This window comes from Paenibacillus spiritus (assembly GCF_008710135.1).
In the GTDB taxonomy this organism is placed as follows: domain Bacteria; phylum Bacillota; class Bacilli; order Paenibacillales; family Paenibacillaceae; genus Paenibacillus_AQ; species Paenibacillus_AQ glufosinatiresistens.
This window is the reverse complement of record NZ_VYKK01000017.1, coordinates 82204-102401: the sequence shown is the minus strand read 5'-3', so window position 1 is coordinate 102401 and position 20198 is coordinate 82204. Positions and strand designations below refer to the sequence as shown.

Below are 20198 nucleotides of genomic sequence, written 5' to 3'. Positions count from 1 at the left end.
CGCTTCATGACTCCGGGAGTGAACAGCACCGCCGGTTGCCCAGACCGGCGCAGGCCCGCTTCGGCCTGCACCCGCAGGCTGGGAGCGCTTGGACTGCTTCTGCTGCTTGTATTGGCCTGGTTCCCGGCCCGCGCAGAAGCCGCTTACCCCGCGGAAGCCGGGGATTTCCAGCAATCACTGGACCTCAAGGATCGCCTGGCCATTCTTGAGGACCGGACCGGCAAGCTGACGATCGAGAACGTCCGGAAGCCGGAGTTCAGCAGCCTGTTCCGCTCCTATTCGGACAGCGGGCTCGCCGGGACGCTGAGCGATTCGGTCTACTGGGTCCGAATCCGGCTTCATAACGGTTCTCCATACGCGAAGAACCTGCTGCTGGAACTGTCCAAGCCCCAGCTTAGCGAAGTGACTCTCTATCAATTCGAGAACGGCCGGCTGATTCAGAAGGCGCATACCGGGCATGCCCTGCCTTTCGGGGAACGGGAGATCCTGCACCGTAACTTTGTGTTCCAGCTGGTCTTTCCTCCATCGGCAGAGCAGGAGCTGTACATGCGGGTGCACACGGACACGTATCTCCAGCTTCCGATGAAGCTGTGGGAAGTGCAGAGCTTCGTGGAGCGCGAGCAGAATGTCAATCTGATACTGGGCGCCTATTACGGCATCATGCTGATTATGGCGCTGTATCATGTCTTCCTGTATTTCTCGATCCGGGACCGGACGTATTTGTACTATATGATGTTCATTCTGTCCTTCGCCGGACTGCAGCTGGTCTGGGACGGCCTCGCCTATGCCTATCTCTGGCCCAATGCGCCGGCCTGGGAGCTCAAGAGCAATCCGGTGTTTATCGTTCTGACTACACTGGCCGCCCTGCTCTTCACCTCCAGCTTCCTGTCCGTAGCCCGGCATTCGCCGCGCATGGGTCGAATCATGAAGGGCGTCTCCGCCGGCATGATGGCCTGTCTGGCCTCCTTTCCGCTGCTGTCTGCCGCAGCCTCAACCCGCATCGCCGTCTATGCGGCCACGGCCGGACTTCTGACCTGCATCGCGGGCGTCTTCGCCGTCCGGCTCCGCTCGCGGACCGTGCTGTATTACAGCCTGGCCTGGGCAGCGCTGTTCGCGGGGGCGATTCTGAATATTCTCGCCGCCTTCAAGCTGTTGCCGCTGAACTTCTGGTCGCTCTACGGCATCCGTCTCGGCTCTGTGGCCGAGACGATGCTGCTGTCGCTGGCGCTGGCCGACCGCTTCAATCTGCTTCGCAGCGAGAAGCGGCTGGAGGAGCGGCAGGCCGTCATGCTCAAGGCGCTGCACCGGGCGACGCGGACGCTGACCTCGACGCATAACATCGACCAGCAGCTGTCGCTGGCGCTGACCAGCCTCTCCCGGGTCACCGGCTGCGAGAGCGGCTGGATTCTGCTGGAAGAGGAAGAAGCCTATGTACCGAAAGCCGCCGTCGGCTCCGGAGGCGGAGTCTGGAACAAGCATGAAGAGGGCGGCCTGGAGGACGACCCCTTCTATGCCCGTCTGCTGGCCGAACGGACCGTGCTGTGGACGGACGGCAGTCTGGTCCCGTGCGGAACCGGGCCGGGCGTCCGTACCTGCATCGGCATCCCGGTGATGTACCACGGACGCGTGCTCGCCCTGATCGTCCTCTACAGCATCGGCTACCGGACCATCAGTCAGGAAGAATGCCGGATTCTCTCCGATTTCTCCAGCCAGGTGGCGGTCTCCATCGAGAATGCCCGGCTGTTCGGCGAGATCAACCGGATGGCGACCACCGACGGTCTGACCGGCGTCTACAACCGGACGTACTTCCTGAAGCTGGCCGAACGCCACTTCGACCGGAGCCAGGGATCGGATTATCCGCTCTCAGTGATTATGGTCGATATCGACCATTTCAAGAGCATCAACGACCACTACGGCCACCAGGCCGGCGACCGGGTCATTCAGGAAGTCGTCTACCGACTTCGGAAGCTCCTGCATTCGCGGGGACTGATCGGCCGTTACGGCGGCGAAGAATTTATCGTTCTGCTGCCCGGCGTCCGCGCTGATCGCGCCCTCCGGCTCGCAGAAGCGATGCGGGAGCAACTGGAACTGACGCCGGTGGAACTGGAAGCCGATGAGCAGACCATCACCATCAGCCTTGGCGTCGCTTCGTCAGACCGCTCGGTTCACTCGTTGACCGAGCTGATCAACAAAGCCGACCAGGCCCTGTACGATGCCAAGGAGAACGGCCGCAACCGCGTCCGCGCTTACGGCAGCAAACGCTCGGTCTAAGCGCGTGCCGGCCCGGGAGAAAGAACGGCCGGTTATCGCCGTTAAGGTCTCCCTCGGCGCCGACCGGCAGGGAGTGCCGGGTCGGCATGGACCGCCAGAGGCACCCGTTCCGTCAGGCCGCCAGGCCAGCCGGATACGACGAGGCCGCCAGGCCCCCTCAAGGCCAGCCGGATACGGCAGCTCCGCCAGGGTCCTCCTGGCCAGCCGCCGCCAACAAGGCAGCCGCTCCGAATATCGGGGCGGCTGCCTTATTAGGGTCCGGTCTGCAATGAGGCTCTGTTCATCACAAAAGCACCGGCGAAAAAATGCTATACTGAATAAAATCAACTTCACCACCCGGGAGAGTTCAAATATGGAAGCATTCTATCCGCCAGGAGACGACGACTGGCAGGCGCTGCTGGCAAGCGCGGCGGCGAGTTTTGAAGATCTGACGCTCAAGCAGGGATTCCAATACGAGAAGCAGGGCCGCGTGGGCGAGTTCGCCATGCCGGAGCCGGACCTGGTCCGGGCTGTTGTCACAGACCGGGAGGCCTATACGGCCGAGGTCCCGCTCCGGCAGCCGGAGACCGGCAGCTGCGGCTGCGGAGCCGGCAAGCCGTGCAAGCATATGGCGGCGGCGCTGATGCGCTATGCGGCGCTGGCCGGGCGGCCGGTTCAGCAGCTTGCGAACGCCCGCTTCGCCGGCGCGGCGAGACCTGCGGCAGCCGCCGAGCCGCACCGCGCGGAAGAGGAGCGGCAGGCCGGTCCGGAGCAGGAAAGGCTGTACGGAGCGGGGGCACGCCCGGACGGGAAGCGCCTGACCGGACCTGAACCGTCCGGCGCCCCGGCCGCCGTTCGCAGTGCAGCGGGGCGGGATCGCCGCCGACGGGACCCGGCAGAGGAAGGGGCGGCGCTGATCCCTTCCATGACCGCAGCGGGCTGGCGGGAATATTTCGCGCTCTGCACCGCTTCGCTCGACGCCGCCCCCCGTACACCCCGCTACGCCGAGGAGGCGCTGGCAGCCCTGCTGGACCGCTGTCCGCCCCTTCCGCCCGGCATCGGCAAGCTCTACAGCCTGCACGCCCGGCTGTTCGTCCTGCACCGGCTGACCGCGCCGCCGCCGGGCCGGGCCGGGCTTCCGGGCTGGGCCGCGACGCCGGGGTATTTTACCCATCTGGCCATTGCGGGCCTGCAGCGGGAGCTCGCGGAAGCGGCGGAGTCGGGACCGCCGGAGGGCGAAGGAGAGCCCGCCCTGGCTGCGCGGATGCTGGAGACGCTTGCGGTGCTCCGCGCCGAAATGCTGGCCGACTCGCGGGAGCAATCGTTCTACGCCGATCTCTACTTCGCCTTCACCCGAAGCTGGCTGCTCCCGGGAATGCCCGATCTGGCCTGGTGCGAGGCCGAGCTGGACGTCCTGCTCGCCGAGGAGCCGGTCCGCTCCTCCCCGTCCGGGCGGCTCCAGCGCCTGCTGGCTGCCGCCTGGATGGCGCTGATTCTCCGCCGGGACGAAGACGCGCGGCAGGCGCTTAAGTCCGCCGCCGAACTGCCCGGGTTCTCCGCCGAGCGGATGAATCTGTACTGGCAGCGGCTCGCGGAGCTGGAGGAATGGGACCGCCTGCTCGAATGGCTGTCCGGGGCCGCAGCGCTGCTACGGGAGTGCCGCTACCCCCGGCTGGCCGATTACTCCGCTTACTGGAACGCGGTGCTGGAACGTCGGCCGGAAGCGGAAGGCCGGATGTGGCGGACGCTGGATGAGCTGAGTCCGCTCGGTGAAGACATGTACAAGGAGCAGCTTAAGGCCCGCGGCCGCTACCGCGAGTGGATGGATCTGCTGTTAAGCTCCGGGAGTGACCCGGCGGAATTCCGGGCGGCGGAGCTGCAGGAGATCGAGAAGCGGGAACCCGCGCTGCTTCTGCCTTTTTATCACCAGGCCGTGGAGCGGCTGATCGACGGGAAGAACCGGCAGGATTACAGAGCGGCCGTCCGGCTGCTGAAACGGCTGGCCAAAATCTATAAAAAGCTCGGGCGCGCCGAGCAATGGGAAGGCTATCTGCTGGGCTTCTCGGTCCGGCACAGCCGCCTGCGCGCGCTTCAGGAAGAACTGCGGAGAGGAAAGCTGATTCCATGACTGTACCGTCCCCCCGGCTGCTCGTCTGCGCCGAAGCCCAAGGCTTTGGCCCCTCGGCCAATGCCGTTCATCTGCTCCGCCGCTTGGGAATCGACCCGCGGCAGGCCGACTATATCGGCTCGGAGACCAGCTACGAGTATTTTGCGAGCCTTCAGCTTCAGCCCATCCCGCTCCCGCCCCTTCTGCCGGATGCGATGGCGCTTCTGTCCCGCTACGATTGTCTGCTCTCAGTCATGAACAGCCGGCTTGCGATTCTGGCCAAAAAGGCCGGACTGCGCGTCGTCTACGCCGACCTCATCTTCTGGCTCTACGATCCTCCGGCTCCCCTGCCGGTGTACCGGAAGGAAGCGGACCGGCTTCTTGAATCCGCCTCGGGCGAAGAGCTTCAGGAACTGCTTCGTCCTGCGGGCCGGACCTATGACCGTGCTTATCTGGAGGAGCGGGAGAAGCGTTCCATCCTGGCTCATCTGACGGCGGACCTCAGTCTGGTCGAAGAGTTCGTTCCCTGCGGGGAACGGCTGCGCGCCTTTCTGGAGCCCGCGGGCACCCGGTTCCTTCCGCCTGTTCTGGACGAGGCGCTGGACACCGTGCTGGACTCGTTGCCGGCTGCCCGGCGGGAAGCCGGGCAGCTCTTCCGAAGCGGCACAGGCCGGGGCTGCGCCCCGGATTCTTGCCGGGACACAGATCGGGGCGGCAGCCCCCCGGATTCTTCGCCTTCAGCTGCGGAATACACCCGGCCGAACGCCTCTTCTGCGCCGGACCTCCCCGCTTCGCCGGACGCTCCCTTTGGGCGGACGCTGGCCGTGCTCGGCGGCATGTCCGAGCAGAACCGCTACCGGAAGCTCATGAACGACACGCTTGGCGGAATTCCCGGCATGGAGATGTGCGGCTCCGCCCTTCTCGCGGGAAGCCGCACGCTTCCGCCGGAAGAGTACTTTCGGAAGCTGTCCGAATATCCGGTCGTCGCGGCCCAGCCGGGCTTTGCCACCCTCTGCGAAATCCTGTATCTCGGCCTAACGCCGGTGGTTCTGCCGCCGCAGAACGCCGGCCAGCTTCGCTATACCCGCTTCATGAAGGCTCATCTGGACCGGGGTCTCTTCCTTGACTGGGAAGAGCTTGTCCCGAGGCCGCCCTATTACGACGACTGGGCGTACATGAAGCGGGTCGAGGCGGAGATGGAGAGCTCCCCCGGACTCGCTGCGGAGCTGCGCAGTCTCCTCGAAGAGCGCCTCCGCAGCCTGCATGAGAACGGGCCAAGCCCGGAGATGCGCCGCAGGCAGGACCGGTTCGTCCGCGAGCAGCTGAGCGGCGGGCTTGCCCCGGACCTTGCCGGGACGCTGCGCTCCCTGCTGAACCCCCTTAAGGCCGGCTCTGAAGAACCTCTCTCCCGGCACACCGACAAGAAAGGAAGATCGACATCATGAACCGAACCCTCCATGCCTTGACTGTCCAGATGGCCCTCAGCGAATACGGCGACGCCCTTCTCTATGCCCTGAATGAGGAAGGCGGTTCCTTGCCGGGACGAATGCTGAAGCACCGCCTCTTCGCCTGGCATGAAGAGTCGCTGTACGGCACCGAGCTGGAGGTGCGGCGGCTGGGCGAGCTGGAGCTGATTGTGCTTCCTGCCGAGATGGTGCTGCCTTACTTTGCGGAACCCGGCCACTTCCTCCGGCATATCCGCTGGGAGTGGGAAGGCGACGGCGCGCCCCTGACCGGCCTCGCCGGTCCGCTGATGGCCTGCGTCCGCAAGCGGGCGTACGCGCCCTCCCTCTCCGCCTACCGCAAAGGCCGGCTGGAATGGATCTGGGACCGGTCCGAGCTCGCGGCCGAGGTTCGGCGGATCGGCGAAGCCCCAATAGCGGCCGGCGGCCCGGACGAAGAAGACGGCCAAGGCGAAGAGAGCGCCGCAACTCTGGAGGGAGCAGCGGCGGAAGGCGGTACGGACGGCGGCCTCGAGAGCGCTGCCGACCGGGCGGCCGCAGCCCGCTATGCGCTGCGGCGGCTGGAGGAGAATGCCGAGTTCGCCGAGGCGGTCCAGGCCGCCTTTACGGCCGCCGTCTTCCGGACCTGGTACGGGACGGAGAGCGAAGCGGCCGATCTGCGCCGGGAATATCCGGCGCTGTTCGAACGCGGCGGGGCTCTGGCGGCAGCCGGAATGAGCGCGGAGAGCTGGCTGATTGCGATCGGCTGGAAAGCCGACACGGCCCCGTTCCGCCCGCTGCTGCGGCTGCTGGAGCCGCAGCCGGACGAGCCTGGAGCCGCATGGCAGCTCCAGCTTGCGCTCCAGGACAAGGCCGACCCGTCGGTCCTGGTCCCGGCCGCTCTGGCCGCGGACGGCACCGCGGCCGGGAAGTGGCCCGCGGCTTGGGCGCCGCACGCCGCGGAACGGTCCGCCGGCTGGCTGGCGAGCCTGCGGGCCGCGCTGCCGCCGGAGCGCCTCGCGGCCGGCGGCGACGTGCTCAGCCGGCCGCTGGACAACACGGCGGCCTGGCAGTTCCTGACGGCGCACAGCCGCCGTCTGCTGGAAGCCGGCTGGCAGGTGCTCCTGCCGGCCTGGTGGGAAGCCGCGCGCCGGCGGAAGCCGCGGGTGAAGGCGAAGCTCCGCGAAGAGGACGGGAAGAAGCGCGGCCCCTCGCAGCTTGGCCTGAATGCGCTCGTCGATTTTGACTGGCGCATCTCCATCGGCGAGGCCGATCTCAGCGAGGAAGAGTTCGCGGAGCTGGTCGCCCGGGGCGAGCGGCTGGTCCGCTTCCGGGACCAGTGGGTTCCGCTCGACCCCGAGCTGCTCGCCCAGATCCGGCGCGTCATGGACGGCATCGACAAGCGGCGCGGCCTCTCCTTCCAGGATGTGCTCCAGCTGCATCTGCGCCGCTCGGGCGCCTTCGCTTCCCCGGAGCCGCCGGAGGACAACGGCGATCCGGCCGAGGACGCCGGCGCCCTGCGGCCGGAGCTGGACGTCGAGCTGAACCGGCGGTTCGCCGAGCTGCTCGGCCAGCTGGCCGAGGGCGGCTGGCCGCAGCCCGCGCCTTCGCGCGATCTCCAGGCCACCCTGCGCCCCTATCAGCAGGAGGGCTTCGCCTGGCTGGCCTTTCTGCGCAGCCTCGGCCTTGGGGCCTGTCTCGCCGACGACATGGGCCTCGGCAAAACGGTGCAGCTCATTTCCTATCTGCTGCACGTCCGGGAGCAGAGCGGCGGCCGGGACGGCTTCAGCGGTCCGCCCTACTCCGTCTCTCTCATCATCTGCCCGACTTCGGTGCTGGGCAACTGGCAGAAGGAGCTTGCCCGGTTCGCGCCTTCGCTGCGCGTCCGGCTGCATTACGGGCCGTCGCGGGCAGCCGGTGAGGAAGAATTCGCCGCTTTTGCAGCGGGAGCCGATGTCGTGCTGACCTCCTATGCCACCGCGTCGCTGGACCGGGAGCTGCTGGCCGGACAGATGTGGTCGGCCGTCTGCCTCGATGAAGCCCAGAACATCAAGAACGCGGGGACGAAGCAGTCGGCGGCGGTCCGCTCCTTTCCGGCAGTTCACCGGATCGCCTTGACCGGCACACCGATCGAGAACCGCCTGGCGGAGCTGTGGTCGATCTATGACTTTCTCCTCCCCGGCTACCTCGGCTCCGCCAAAGCCTTTCAGGACCGGTTCGCTGCGCCGATCGAGAAGGAAGGCGATCCGAAGCGGACCGCAGAGCTGCAGCTGCTGATTCGTCCGTTCATGCTCCGGCGCAAGAAGAGCGATCCCTCCATTCAGCTTGCGCTGCCGGAGAAGAATGAGACGAAGACCTATGTCGCGCTTACCGGCGAGCAGGCTTCGCTCTACGAAGGAACTGTAAGCGAGCTGATGAAGGAGATGGAGCAGCTTCAAGGCATGCGCCGCAAAGGCGCCATCCTGGCCGCCCTGTCCCGGCTGAAGCAGCTCTGCGACCATCCGCTGCTGCTGAACAAGGAGCTGCTTCCCGAAGACGGGGGCGAAGAGCTGGAGGCCCCGGACCTTGCCGTGCTGGTTGCCGGCTCCGCCAAGCTGGAGCGGCTTCTTGCAATGGTCCGCGAGCTGCGCGAGGAGGGCGAGCGCTGCCTGATTTTTACCCAGTATCTCGGAATGGGCCGGATGCTTCGCCGCGTGCTCGGGGAGGAGCTGGGAGAGCCCGTGCTGTATCTGCACGGGGGCACAGCCAAGCAGGCGCGCGACCGGATGATCGAAGCGTTCCAGAGCGGCGGCGCGGAGCCGCTGCCTCCGGGCGCGAAGCAGCCCGGCGTCTTCATCCTCTCGCTGAAGGCGGGCGGCGTGGGGCTTAATCTGACGGCCGCCAATCACGTATTCCATTTCGACCGCTGGTGGAATCCCGCCGTCGAGAACCAGGCGACGGACCGCGCCTACCGGCTGGGGCAGACCCGGCAGGTACAGGTGCATAAGTTCATCTCGCTCGGCACGCTGGAGGAGCGGATCGACGATATGCTGGAGAGCAAGCAGCAGCTCAGCGACAGCATCATCGCCGGGTCCGAGAACTGGATTACGGAGCTGTCCACCGATGCGCTCCGGGAACTTGTTACGCTGAGGCGCCAGTGGTAGAGGGGCTTCGAGGTCCGGGACTCCCGGCTTCGGGCCACAGCAAAAAAGCCAACCGACCGGAAGCCGCAGCTTCCCTCTGTTGGCAATAGGCCAAAAATTAGCCGTGCGGTATCGTCCGCACGGCTGTTTTTTTAAGGAACACAGACAAGGTCCTGTCCTTCCCGGTCCGAACCTGAATTGCTGTCTTAGAAGACCTTCGTGGTCCAGGATTCGCAGTTCCAAATGTCGGTTGCGATCTCGCGGTAGAATTCCGGTTCATGGGAAATCAGCAGAATGCTTCCCTTGTAGGCCTTCAGCGCCCGCTGAAGCTCTTCCTTGGCATCGACGTCCAGATGGTTCGTCGGTTCGTCAAGCACGAGCACATTCGTCTCGCGGTTAATGAGCTTGCACAGCCGGACCTTCGCCTTCTCGCCGCCGCTCAGGACGGCGATCTTGCTCTCGATATGCTTCGTCGTCAGACCGCATTTGGCCAGCGCTGCGCGGACCTCGAATTGGTTCATAGACGGGAACGTCTCCCAGATTTCCTCGATGCAGGTATTGTAATTGCCTTCCTTGGCTTCCTGCTCGAAGTAGCCGATCTCCAGGTTGTAGCCCAGCTCCACCGAACCCGACAGCGCCGGGATTTCGCCCAGAATGCTGCGCAGCAGCGTCGTCTTCCCGATGCCGTTCGCGCCGACCAGCGCGATCTTCTGGCCCCGCTCCATCGTCAGGTCCAGCGGCCGGGACAGCGGGCTGTCATAGCCGATCACCAGCTCCTTGGCCTCAAAAATCAGCTTGCCGGACGTCTTTGCCTCCCGGAAGTTGAACTGCGGCTTCGGCTTCTCCTTGGCCAGCTCGATAATCTCCATCTTGTCCAGCTTCTTCTGCCGGGACATCGCCATGTTGCGCGTCGCCACGCTCGCCTTGTTCCGGGCCACAAAATCCTTCAGCTCCGCAATCTCCTGCTGCTGACGGTTGAACGCCGATTCCAGTTGCTGCTTGCGCATTTCGTAGACCTGCTGGAACTGGTCGTAGTCGCCGACATAGCGGGTCAGCTTCTGATTCTCCATATGATAGATTAGGTTGATGACGCTGTTGAGGAACGGGATGTCGTGGGAGATCAGAATGAACGCATTCTCATACTCCTGGAGGTAGCGCTTCAGCCACTCGATGTGCTGCTCGTCCAGATAGTTCGTCGGCTCGTCCAGGAGCAGAATGTCCGGCTTCTCCAGCAGCAGCTTGCCGAGCAGAATCTTCGTCCGCTGCCCGCCGCTGAGCTCCGACACATCCCGGTCCAGCCCGATATCCGTCAGGCCGAGACCGCGGGCCGTCTCCTGCACCTTGGCGTCGATCATATAGAAATCCTGGTTCGTCAGCGTATCCTGAATGGTGCCGACTTCCTCCAGCATCTTGTCCAGCTCTTCCGGCGTGACATCGCCCATCCGTCCGTACATGTCGTTCATTTCCTGCTCCAGATCGAACAGATACTGGAAGGCGCTGCGCAGCACATCCTGTATCGTCATTCCCTTGGCCAGCACCGCATGCTGATCCAGGTAACCGACCCGCACCCGTTTGGACCATTCGACCTTGCCTTCGTCGGGCTGAAGCTTGCCGGTCACGATATTCATGAAGGTCGATTTGCCTTCGCCGTTCGCCCCGACCAGTCCGATATGCTCGCCCTTCAGCAGACGAAAGGATACATCCTTAAAGATCGCACGATCTCCGAAGCCGTGACTCAAACCTTCTACATTCAATATGCTCATTTGGAATATACACCTTTTTTTCTTATTTGATCGTTATATTATAAGGGACGACACCCTTAAAGCTCAACAATCTTTCACGGCACGCGTCGGCAAAAAAGGCAAGCGTCCCGTTCCGGGGCACGCTTGCCTTGCTCACGATCAGGAACGGCGGCCTTTCGCCGCCGTCTCAGTGCTTCCACACATCGGCGTATTCCGGATTTCTCCGAAACTGGACGCCGACGTAAGAGCACTGGGGAATGATCTTGGCTCCCTCTTCCCGCGCTTCCTCCACCAGCCGCTGCAGCAGCCGCTGGGCGATATTGCCGCCCCTGTAGTTCGGGGACACATAGGTGTGGTCGGCAATCCAGGTATGTTCATCCGCCGGCACATACGTGATCTCGCCGATCGGCCCTTCCTCCGTCCGGATAACAAAAGCATGATGCTCCTTCACGATTTCACCCACATCGCTAAAGTCCTTTCGTTCCATGCCAATCCCTCCTTCTCTTTTAACTTACCCAATCCGCTCCACTTTCTTCCCATCCCCTATGAATCTGCTAGGGATTCTGCTAAGACGCAGAGATTTGCGCAAATTTAAAATAGTCATTGTGGCATGTTATCTGACTTTATTAGACAAAAGCGTACTATTTTCGAGATCAAAGTGCCTGCTTTTTGTTCAAAATTTCACAACATTTCACCTACTCGCGTTAGTTATTTGGCTCTAAATTCCAGAAATTGCGGGGCCTTTCTGAAATTTGGAGTAGATTTTGCATTTTACCGGTGGTAAAATCTTGTTAATATTTTTCCTACCATTCCGGACGGAAATTCAATAGGTTTTGAGAGGAGGACCGCGGGGCCGGTACGGTCGGTGGGGGAATGAGTAATTTTTCAGAACATATGACACGGAGGGGATTTTATTTTGGAGTGGAACAAACTACCTCGCAAGGCATCCATTCTGGCTCTGTCACTGGGAGTGACGGCCGGCATGATTCCGGGCGCTGCCTTCGCAGCCTCGTCGGACAGCCTGCAGAAGCAATCTTTGACTCAGAATTCCGCAGCGCCTTATATTTCACCAGAGATCAACACCAAATCCTCGAAGGATGTCCGCGTTATCGTTCAGCTCAGCGGCCAGCCGGCAGCCGTCGGCAAGTACGCCGCGAAGCAGGGCATTACAGCTCTGGCCAAGACCGCTACGGAAGCTTCGGTCAAGAGCCAGCAGTCCGACGTTCTGGACAAAGCTGACGATAAGGGCATCGACCTGACCGTCAATTACCAGTACGACACCGTTCTGAACGGTTTTGAAGTTACCATTCCAGCCGACGAAATCCCGGCGCTTGCGAAGATTCCGGGCGTCGCCTCCATCTATCCGAACAGCACTTGGTATGCGCTCCCCGACCAGCAGACGACGGTTACGGAAGAGACGTACCGCAATGATATTGCGCCTCTGCAGCAGATCCATGCCACCAACGCCTGGGACATGGGCTACACCGGCAAGGGGCTGAAGATCGGCGTCATCGACACCGGCGTGGACTACACCCACCCCGATTTGAAGGACGCCTACAAAGGCGGATACGACTCCTTCTATCAGGACAATGATCCGTACGAAGAGGTTCCGCTCACCAAAGACAACGACCCGTATCATGTCGGATACGAGGGCACGTATCACGGCACCCACGTAGCAGGTACGATCGTGGGCCAATACAAGGACAGCGAGATCGCCCAGAAGGGCGTTGCCTACGGCGCGGAACTGTACGCCTATAAAGTACTTGGACGCAATTTGGACGATCCAAGCACTTCTTCCGGCTCCTCCGCCCAGGTTATCGACGGCATCGAGCATGCCGTTAAGGACAACATGGACGTCATTAACCTGTCTCTGGGATCGGACAGCGAGAAGGATGTGAACTCTCCCGATTCCATCGCGATTAATAACGCCGTTCTGTCCGGCGTGACTGCCGTTATCGCCAACGGCAACAACGGACCCGGATACTTCACGATGGGTTCGCCGGCGGTATCGCAGCTCGGCATTGCCGTCGGAGCGGTTAACAGTCCGGTGAAGCAGTTCTCCGGCACGTTCAAGGCGGCCATTGCGGCAAAGGTCACCAATGCCACTTATGCCACCGATTATGAGTTCCGCCTCATGGGCTATGAACTCGGCAATGACGACTTTACCGGCATTCTGGGCACCGCCCCTGTCCGCGTTGTCTACGCCGATCTTGGCGCCGACGACGACTATCCAAAGAATGCCGATCTTAGCGATGCGGTGGTGTTGATCTCACGCGGCGACCTGGCCTTTACCGACAAGATCGCCAACGCCAAGAAGAGAAACGCCAAGGCTGTGGTCATCTTTAACGGCAACTTCAAGACAGTCAAGCCTGACCCTAACAATAAAGACACCTGGTATAATACAGCGGATCTGTCGGAGAGCATCAAGGACCGCGACGGCTTCATCGGCACTACGCTCGGAGATGGCTTCGACAACATCCCGACCTTTGATATCAAGGGAAGCACCGGCCGGCAGCTTGCGAGAGCCATTCTCGCCAACCCGGACAAAGACGTCTATTTCACTTTCCCTAACGACTACCATCCGTCCATGTCCGCAGGGGACCAAATCACCAGCTTCTCCTCCTGGGGCCCGAACACCGACGGCAAGCTGAGCATCAAGCCGGATATCGTGGCTCCCGGCGACGGTATTCTGTCCACCTGGCCGGCATACGGCAAGGATCATCCTGAAATTTCTTACGAGCACGCCTACAACCGGATCAGCGGTACAAGTATGGCAACGCCGCACGTAGCCGGCCTGTCGCTGCTGCTGCTTCAGGCGCATCCCGAGTATTCGCCTCTGGACGTTCGCGCCGCTCTGGCCAACACTTCTCAAGCTCTGACCTATACCGAGAAGGGCGTCGTCTATCCGGAAGACTTCTACGCCCAGGGACCTGGTCGTGCCAACGTGGAGAATGCCATCAAGACTCCGGCGATTCTCGGAGCGGTTGAACCGATCACGATTCTGGACAAGAACTACCAGAAGCAGGCTATTACGAACTTCAACCCTTCGACCAGCTTCGGCACACTGACGCCAAGCTCGTCGGACAGCAGAACGCTTCAGCTTCAGAACAAGAGCGATCGCTCCGTAGCCTACTCGGCTTCTATTGAGTGGACATACGGCGGGGCAGGCGTTGAAGCAAGTCTTGACGCTGAATCCGTAACGGCCAGTGCTTATGGCACTGATGACTTCAACCTGAATGTTCAGGTGGCCAAGGATGCCGAGCCCGGCATGTACCAAGGCTATGTCGTTCTGACTTCGCCTGGTCTGCCGACACTCCATCTGCCATTTGCCATCTCGGTCGATGAGACGACCAATCAGCCGGATTGGGGCACAGGCATCCAGGAGCCGGTTCTCCAGAACAAAGTGATGTACAACAATGAAACGAATGTTCTGAACTTCAAGATCAAAGCCGAAGATATCAACTATTATGAAGTGGATCTCGTCGGGCTTGACGACAAGACCAGAGGCTACTTCGAAGTGAACAGTACCGGATCTCCATCCCAATACTTCGGCCCGTATACGTACAGCACAGTCATCGGCTCGACTTATTATCCGTATGACGAGAAGGGCAATCCGGTTCTCGACGCCAGCGGAGCTCCTGTAACCGCCAAGCTGACAGCCGGCGAGTACAAGATTCAGATTGTCGGCATCAAGGCCAAGGACAATACGAAGCTCCCGGTCAAGATTGACCTGCTCAACGATGATTATTACACCGCCTACACCGCATTCCGTTACATCGATGCTGCCAACCCCAACCCAACCGCTCCTTCCACGGGAGGCTCCAGCGGCGGCGGCACTGGCGGCGGTGCCGGAAGCGGCACTGTAACCCCTGCTCCTGCGGCGCCTGTACCTGCTACGGCAGCGGCCGTTGTGGATGCGGATGCCAAGCAGGCGGCGGTAGCTCCAACCGTTACTTCCGCGAACGGCGTATCTTCCGTTACCGTAGCGGATACGGCCCTGACTGCGGCGCTGACGGCCGCCGGAACCGGCAAAACGGCTGTCGTGATCACGATTCCGGCGACCACCGATAAAGCCGCCACGGTCAACCTGACCGGCGACCAGGTGAAGAAACTGGCCGGTCTCCAGACAGGCAGCACCGTTGTCGTCAGCGTGAACGGCTCGGCCGTCGCTCTGCCGGTATCGCTGCTGACAGGCACGCCTGCGGGCGCCAGCCTGAAGCTGGACATCAAGCAAGCCCCGGAAGCAGCGGCCAAGCTGACCGCCAGCGTAACCGGAGCCAGCGTAATCGGCACACCGATTTCCTTCGAGGCTGCCTGGACTACCGCTACGGGAAGCACGTATCTGAACACGCCGGTCAACGTCTTCATCGACCGCTCGTTCACCGTACCGGGCAAAGTAGAAACCGGAGGCGTACTGTTTGAAGAAGGCGGCGTTGTAACGCCGGTTGCCTCCAAGTTCGCTCCGCAGTCCGACGGAACAACGCTCGTCACGGTTAGCCGTCCGGGCTTCTCGACTTACGCCGCTGTAAGCAAGCCGGCAGCGGCCTTCACGGATATCGCTTCTTCCCCGGCGGCAGACGCCATCAAGAAGCTGTCAGACAAGCTGATTATTCAAGGCACTTCGGCTACTGCCTTCTCGCCGAAGAGCAGCCTGACCCGTGCGGAATTCACCGCACTGCTGACCCGTGCGCTCGGTCTCCGCACCGATGCCAAGGCCTCCTTCTCCGATGTGAAATCGACCGACTGGTACGCCGCTGACGTTGCCGCAGCCTCCAAGGCCGGCCTCATCCTCGGGGTAGGCGGCGGCAAGTTCGCACCGACACAGAAGGTTAGCCGCCAGGAACTGGCCGTCATTCTGGACCGGGCGCTTAAGCTGACCGGCACAGAGCTGAAGACCAATCCGTCCCTGTCGGCCTACGCCGACAGCGCGAAGATCGCGCCTTACGCGAAGGACAGCATTCAATCGCTGACCGCTGCGGGCGTTATCTCTGCCGATCAGGGAACCAGCTTCAATCCAAAAGCCAGCGCCAGCCGCGAGACGGCAGCCGCCGCTCTCTACCAGCTGCTGAGCAAGGCCGGATTGATCAACTAATCGGCCATTCAAGCCATCTGCCCCTGGGCTCCTGCCCGGGGGCACACCACAAAGAGACCGCTTGCGGACATTCCGCAAACGGTCTTTTTGTCATGCCCTCTCTACATACCTTCCTCTTCGTGCGATCACACGCTTCCTTCCGCATTCCTAGTGTACGCTCGCCTCTCCAGTCTCCCCCAGAAGCGCCAGCACGGCGCCCAGCAGCACATTGACGCCCTTCTCGCAGTCCTCGTAGGACGTCAGCTCATCCTCGCAGTGGCTGCGTCCCCGCACGCTCGGCACAAAGATCATCGCCGCCGGCAGATAGCTTGCCACGAACTGGGCATCATGTCCGGCCCCGCTCGCCATCTCCTTGGCGGAATAGCCCAGCGACCGGGCAGACTCGGACACGGCTGCGCATACACGGGAATCGAACCGGACCGTATCGCGCGCCCACTGCTTGACGCTGCTTACCTCGCATCCTCCCGCAGATCCCGGCAGCTCCCGGATGATCCGCTCCGCTTCGGCGAGCACCTCCATGTCCTTGTGCCGGGCTTCCACCGTAAATACGGCCCGGTCCGGGATGACCGTATGCACATTCGGATAGACATTCACGCGGCCCATTGTAAAGACCAGTTCCGGATCAAGCTCCCCGAGACGCTCCCGAAGCTCGGTTACCAAATCGGCGGCGGCGAAGAAGGCATCCCGGCGCATTCCCATCGGCGTCGTTCCGGCATGGTTGGATTCGCCCCTAACCGTAATTTCATAGCACACCATGCCGACGACGCAGTCCACCAGTCCAATCGTTACGCCTTCACTCTCCAGCACCGGCCCCTGCTCAATGTGCAGCTCCAGATAAGCGGCCGCTTCGCGAAGCCGGTTCTCCTCTCCGCCCTCGAAGCCGCTGGCGCTCAGCGCCTCGCCAAACGTCACCCCTTCCGCGTCGCGCTTGGCCAGCATTTCCGGCTTGCTGAATTTGCCGGAGAGAACGCCCGACGCCATCATGGAGGGCTCGAACCGGGCGCCTTCTTCATTGGTAAAATTCATGACCGTTACCGGACAGCGAGGCTGAATGCCGTAGTCGACCAGCGTACGGATCACTTCCAAACCTGCGATCACGCCGAGGACCCCGTCGAACCGGCCGCCCTTCACCACTGTATCCAGATGCGAACCCATTACAATCGGCGGCAGCGCCCCGCTTCCCGCCAGTGTCGCGTACATACAGCCCATGTCGTCCATCCGCACCTCCAGCCCCAACTCCTCGCAGCAGGAGCGAAAATACGCCCGCACCTGAAGGTCCGGCCCGCTCAACGACAACCGGGTCACGCCGCCTCCCTCCGTCCGCCCGATCGCTGCGAATGCATCTATCGTGCTTCGCAATCTGGCTCCGTCTACATTCATCTGCTTTAGCTGCATAGACCTGTCCCCCGCTTTCTTCGGATACTTACAATCTGCCTGTTTTCATGGTAAAACCCGTTCCGGTCTTTTACATGTGACAGAGTGTCAAAGATTGGGCAGCTTATCTCCTCGGTTATGTGACAATCCCCGCGTCGTTGCCGCCATTCTGACACCATCCTTACCTTCAGCGATACAAAAAAGGGAGTGCGGCCGGCCGCACTCCCCCTCTGATCCTTCCTCCCGCCGATTGTCTCTGCCGTCTATCTGCCCTCCGAAGGCAGGCGTTCGGCAAGCTTCTCCGCCAGCCGGTCAAACGCCGCAGTACGCGTCTCCTCCGGGATGGCATCCAGACTGTCGCCGACGCTCAGTTCAAAATAAGCCGTCTCCCCGCCGGGACGTACGCCGCGCGCAAAGACAACGCCGGTCTCCTCCGTAACCTCCGCCAGCACGGCCTCCAGTTCCCCGGGAGCCAGCTTCGTATGAACATGGAACATGTTCGTGACCGGCTCGGCCGGGCGGGTGGATAAGCCCGGGCAGCGGTTAAAGGCAGCCGCCAGCTTGCGGGCGCCCTGCCAGTAGTGGTTCATGCGGGGCAGCCGCCGGTCCAGCGCCGCTTTGCCGGACAGGAAATACGGATAGAGGCTGATGAGGTCGCCGCCATGCCGTCTTTTCCATATCTTCGCTTCTTCCGTCAGCTTCGCATCCCCGGCAAGCACCGCACCCGCAATGCCGGCAAGACCCTTATAGAACGAGATGTACACACTGTCGAAGAGTGCGCATACTTCAGCCGCCGTCTTGCCGTAATAAGGAAGCGCCTCGAACAGGCGGGCCCCGTCGAGGTGCAGCGGAATCCCCCGCTCCCGGCAGAGCGCAGCCAGCTCCTCCAGCTCGGCCCAGGCCGGCAGCTCGCCGCCGATTTCCCGCTGCGGCAGTTCCAGCAGAAGGCAGGAGACTTCCTCCTTCATCGCCCGGACATCCTCCGGCGCAATCAGCCGGTCGGCGGCCCCGAGCAACACCGGCTGAATGCCGTGCAGCTTCTTCAGCCCGTCCTGTTCATGAATCTCCAGATGGCATAGCGGATGATAGGCTACTCTGGCCGTTCCCTTGCGGTCGCACCAGATCCGCATCGCGATCTGCTGGGCCATCGTTCCGCTCGGGAAGAAGACCGCCGCTTCCTTCCCGAGCAGCGCGGCCATCTCTCTCTGGAAGCTCTCGATGATCTCGCCGGTTCCATATTGGTCCGCCGGCAGGTCCTTGTCCATTCCATCCAGCAGCTCCGCCAATTGGCCGACGGTGCGGGGACCTGTACCGGCCAGCCAATACCGGGCGCTCCGGTTGGCGGCCACCAGCCGATCCGCCGCCAGCGAGGATGCGCTTGCTCCGTAGCCCCCGGAAGAAGGGTTCTTCTCTTTCTGTTCGTCTGCGCTATTCATTCTAATCCTCTCCCTAAGGGAATCGGTGATTCCCGACTATTCGTTGTTCATGGTTCGCTGCTGCTTCCTGTGTACGCCCCTATTCACCGAAGCGAAACGGCCAGCAGGCCGAGGTACTCTTTGAGCGCCAGCGAAGTCATCGCCATCGCCGATCCGCTCGGCGTCAGCTTGCCTGCGTACAGGCGCAGCGGCCCGCCGGTATTAGTCGTATAGTCGGTCGGATACGGCTGCACCGTCATCCCCGCCTGCCGGAACTCCGCCACTGCCCGGGGCAGATGAAAGGCGGACGTCACCAGAATGGGCGCCTTGAAGCCGCCTTCCCGCAGCAGCGCGGCCGTGTTCTCCGCGTTCTCCCGGGTGCTGCGGGACCGATTCTCTATCCGGATGGCCGATTCTTCCACTCCGAGTCCGAGCAGCTGCCTGCGGGCGATATTCGCCTCATTCCCGCTGTCCGGGTAGACCTGTCCGCCTGAGAACAGAATCGGCAGCCCGGTCAGCCGGTGCAGCCGAACGGCCGTCAGCAGACGGCCCGAAGCCGAACCCAACTCGTTCCCGCGGCCGTCGATATCTGGCGTCGCCGCTGTCGCTCCGCCTCCGAGAACGACAATCATGTCGCCTTGAGGCGCAGGCTGGGGGTAACGCCCCTCCAGACCGCCGATCAGCCTCTCCCCGACCAGCGGAATGCAGGTTGCGTACAGCAGCAGCGTGAGGGTCAGGACTGCGGTTCCCAGCCGGCGGGAACGGCGCCGATACAGCAGGACTGCGGCTGCCAGCAGAAGGAGAATCAGCCCTCCCGGCGGCAGTACCCAACTGTACAGAATTTTCACAACGTACAGCAATCCAAGCATTCCTCCCTTTATGAATTTCAGCGTTCCGTTATGTATCCGATCCTACTTCCGTCAAAAAGGAGACAAGCCTTTGCGAACCCTTTAGGCCCATGCTACAATATGAAGGTTGTAGGGCGCAGTATTTAGGGAGGTTCGAGAAAACCCATGTTAATCATTGGAATTGCCGGCGGAACCGGCTCCGGCAAAACGACCGTCGCCCGCTCGGTGATCGAGCGCCTCGGCACGGACAAAGTCACGTTCATATCCCAGGATAACTACTATAAAGACCATTCGCATCTGACGCTGGAAGAGCGTGCGGCCATCAATTATGACCATCCGTTCGCCTTCGACAATGAACTGCTGATCGAGAACCTGAAGACGCTTAAGGAAGGCCGTCCGGCCTTGGCGCCGGTGTATGATTTTACCGTTCACGCCCGTTCCCGGGAATTATCGACAGAACTCGCGCCGAATCACATCGTCATTATTGAAGGCTTGCATGTGTTGTCCGACGAGAAGCTCCGCGAACTGCTGGACATCAAGGTGTTCGTCGATACCGATCCGGATGTGCGGATTCTGCGCCGCGTTCTCCGGGACATCGAAGACCGCGGGCGGACGATCCAGTCTGTCCATCATCAGTATCTCACCACCGTCAAACCGATGCACGAAGCGTTCATCGAACCGTCGAAGAAGTACGCCGACCTCATCATTCCCGAGGGCGGCCAGAACGAAGTCGGGATTCAGCTTCTGGCTGTCCTGACCGAGAAATATCTGACCGGCGAGAAATGGGACCGCTGAGAATCGTCTCT

General features: G+C 62.0%; 11 protein-coding genes. 6 read left to right on the top strand and 5 right to left on the bottom strand.

Translation table 11 applies throughout. The features are described 5' to 3' along the window. Positions 1–6 precede the first annotated feature (6 nt). The 4 genes from F4V43_RS13465 to F4V43_RS13450 all read left to right on the top strand — a co-directional run bounded on the left by F4V43_RS13465 (position 7) and on the right by F4V43_RS13450 (position 8942). Positions 7–2271 (top strand): diguanylate cyclase, encoded by a 2265-nt coding sequence (locus F4V43_RS13465; protein WP_150458765.1) that lies wholly within the window; start codon positions 7–9, stop codon positions 2269–2271. 352 nt (positions 2272–2623) lie between these two features. Beyond that, positions 2624–4378 (top strand): SWIM zinc finger family protein, encoded by a 1755-nt coding sequence (locus F4V43_RS13460; protein ID WP_150458764.1) that lies wholly within the window; start codon positions 2624–2626, stop codon positions 4376–4378. Beyond that, entirely contained in the window at positions 4375–5802 is a 1428-nt protein-coding gene (locus F4V43_RS13455) for a hypothetical protein (protein ID WP_150458763.1), read from the top strand. The genes F4V43_RS13460 and F4V43_RS13455 overlap by 4 nt, the downstream gene beginning before the upstream one ends. Positions 5803–5903: 101 nt before the next feature. Beyond that, positions 5904–8942 (top strand): DEAD/DEAH box helicase, encoded by a 3039-nt coding sequence (locus F4V43_RS13450; RefSeq protein WP_411898464.1) that lies wholly within the window; start codon positions 5904–5906, stop codon positions 8940–8942. Between the two features lie 185 nt (positions 8943–9127). Here the strand turns inward: F4V43_RS13450 and F4V43_RS13445 are convergent, their stop codons facing one another. Both F4V43_RS13445 and F4V43_RS13440 read right to left on the bottom strand, forming a co-directional pair. Then, positions 9128–10684: an ABC-F family ATP-binding cassette domain-containing protein gene (locus F4V43_RS13445; protein WP_150458761.1), complete on the bottom strand. Its 1557-nt coding sequence runs from the start codon at positions 10682–10684 to the stop codon at positions 9128–9130. Positions 10685–10850: 166 nt separating this feature from the next. Further along, positions 10851–11150: a GNAT family N-acetyltransferase gene (locus F4V43_RS13440; protein WP_150458760.1), complete on the bottom strand. Its 300-nt coding sequence runs from the start codon at positions 11148–11150 to the stop codon at positions 10851–10853. A gap of 429 nt (positions 11151–11579) precedes the next feature. Here F4V43_RS13440 and F4V43_RS20030 point away from each other — a divergent pair, with 429 nt between their 5' ends. Continuing rightward, a complete protein-coding gene (locus tag F4V43_RS20030; RefSeq protein WP_317983788.1) occupies positions 11580–15755 on the top strand; it encodes a S8 family serine peptidase in 4176 nt (1391 codons plus the stop codon). A gap of 147 nt (positions 15756–15902) precedes the next feature. On the opposite strand, the gene F4V43_RS13430 is transcribed toward F4V43_RS20030, so the two are convergent. From F4V43_RS13430 to F4V43_RS13420, 3 genes are all read right to left on the bottom strand, one after another. Then, the gene (locus F4V43_RS13430) at positions 15903–17150 is read right to left on the bottom strand and encodes a Zn-dependent hydrolase (RefSeq protein WP_150458759.1); all 1248 of its coding nucleotides are present in this window, start codon (positions 17148–17150) and stop codon (positions 15903–15905) included. A 242-nt stretch (positions 17151–17392) separates the two neighbouring features. Next, positions 17393–18565 carry a threonine aldolase family protein gene (locus tag F4V43_RS13425; protein WP_150458758.1) on the bottom strand — a complete coding sequence of 391 codons (1173 nt, stop codon included), beginning with the start codon at positions 18563–18565 and terminating at the stop codon, positions 17393–17395. A gap of 83 nt (positions 18566–18648) precedes the next feature. Beyond that, positions 18649–19404, bottom strand: a complete 756-nt coding sequence (locus tag F4V43_RS13420) for a YdcF family protein (RefSeq protein WP_150458757.1) — start codon at positions 19402–19404, stop codon at positions 18649–18651. 153 nt (positions 19405–19557) lie between these two features. Here F4V43_RS13420 and udk point away from each other — a divergent pair, with 153 nt between their 5' ends. Continuing rightward, positions 19558–20187 (top strand): uridine kinase, encoded by a 630-nt coding sequence (gene udk, locus F4V43_RS13415; protein WP_150458756.1) that lies wholly within the window; start codon positions 19558–19560, stop codon positions 20185–20187. The last annotated feature ends 11 nt before the right edge of the window (positions 20188–20198 follow it).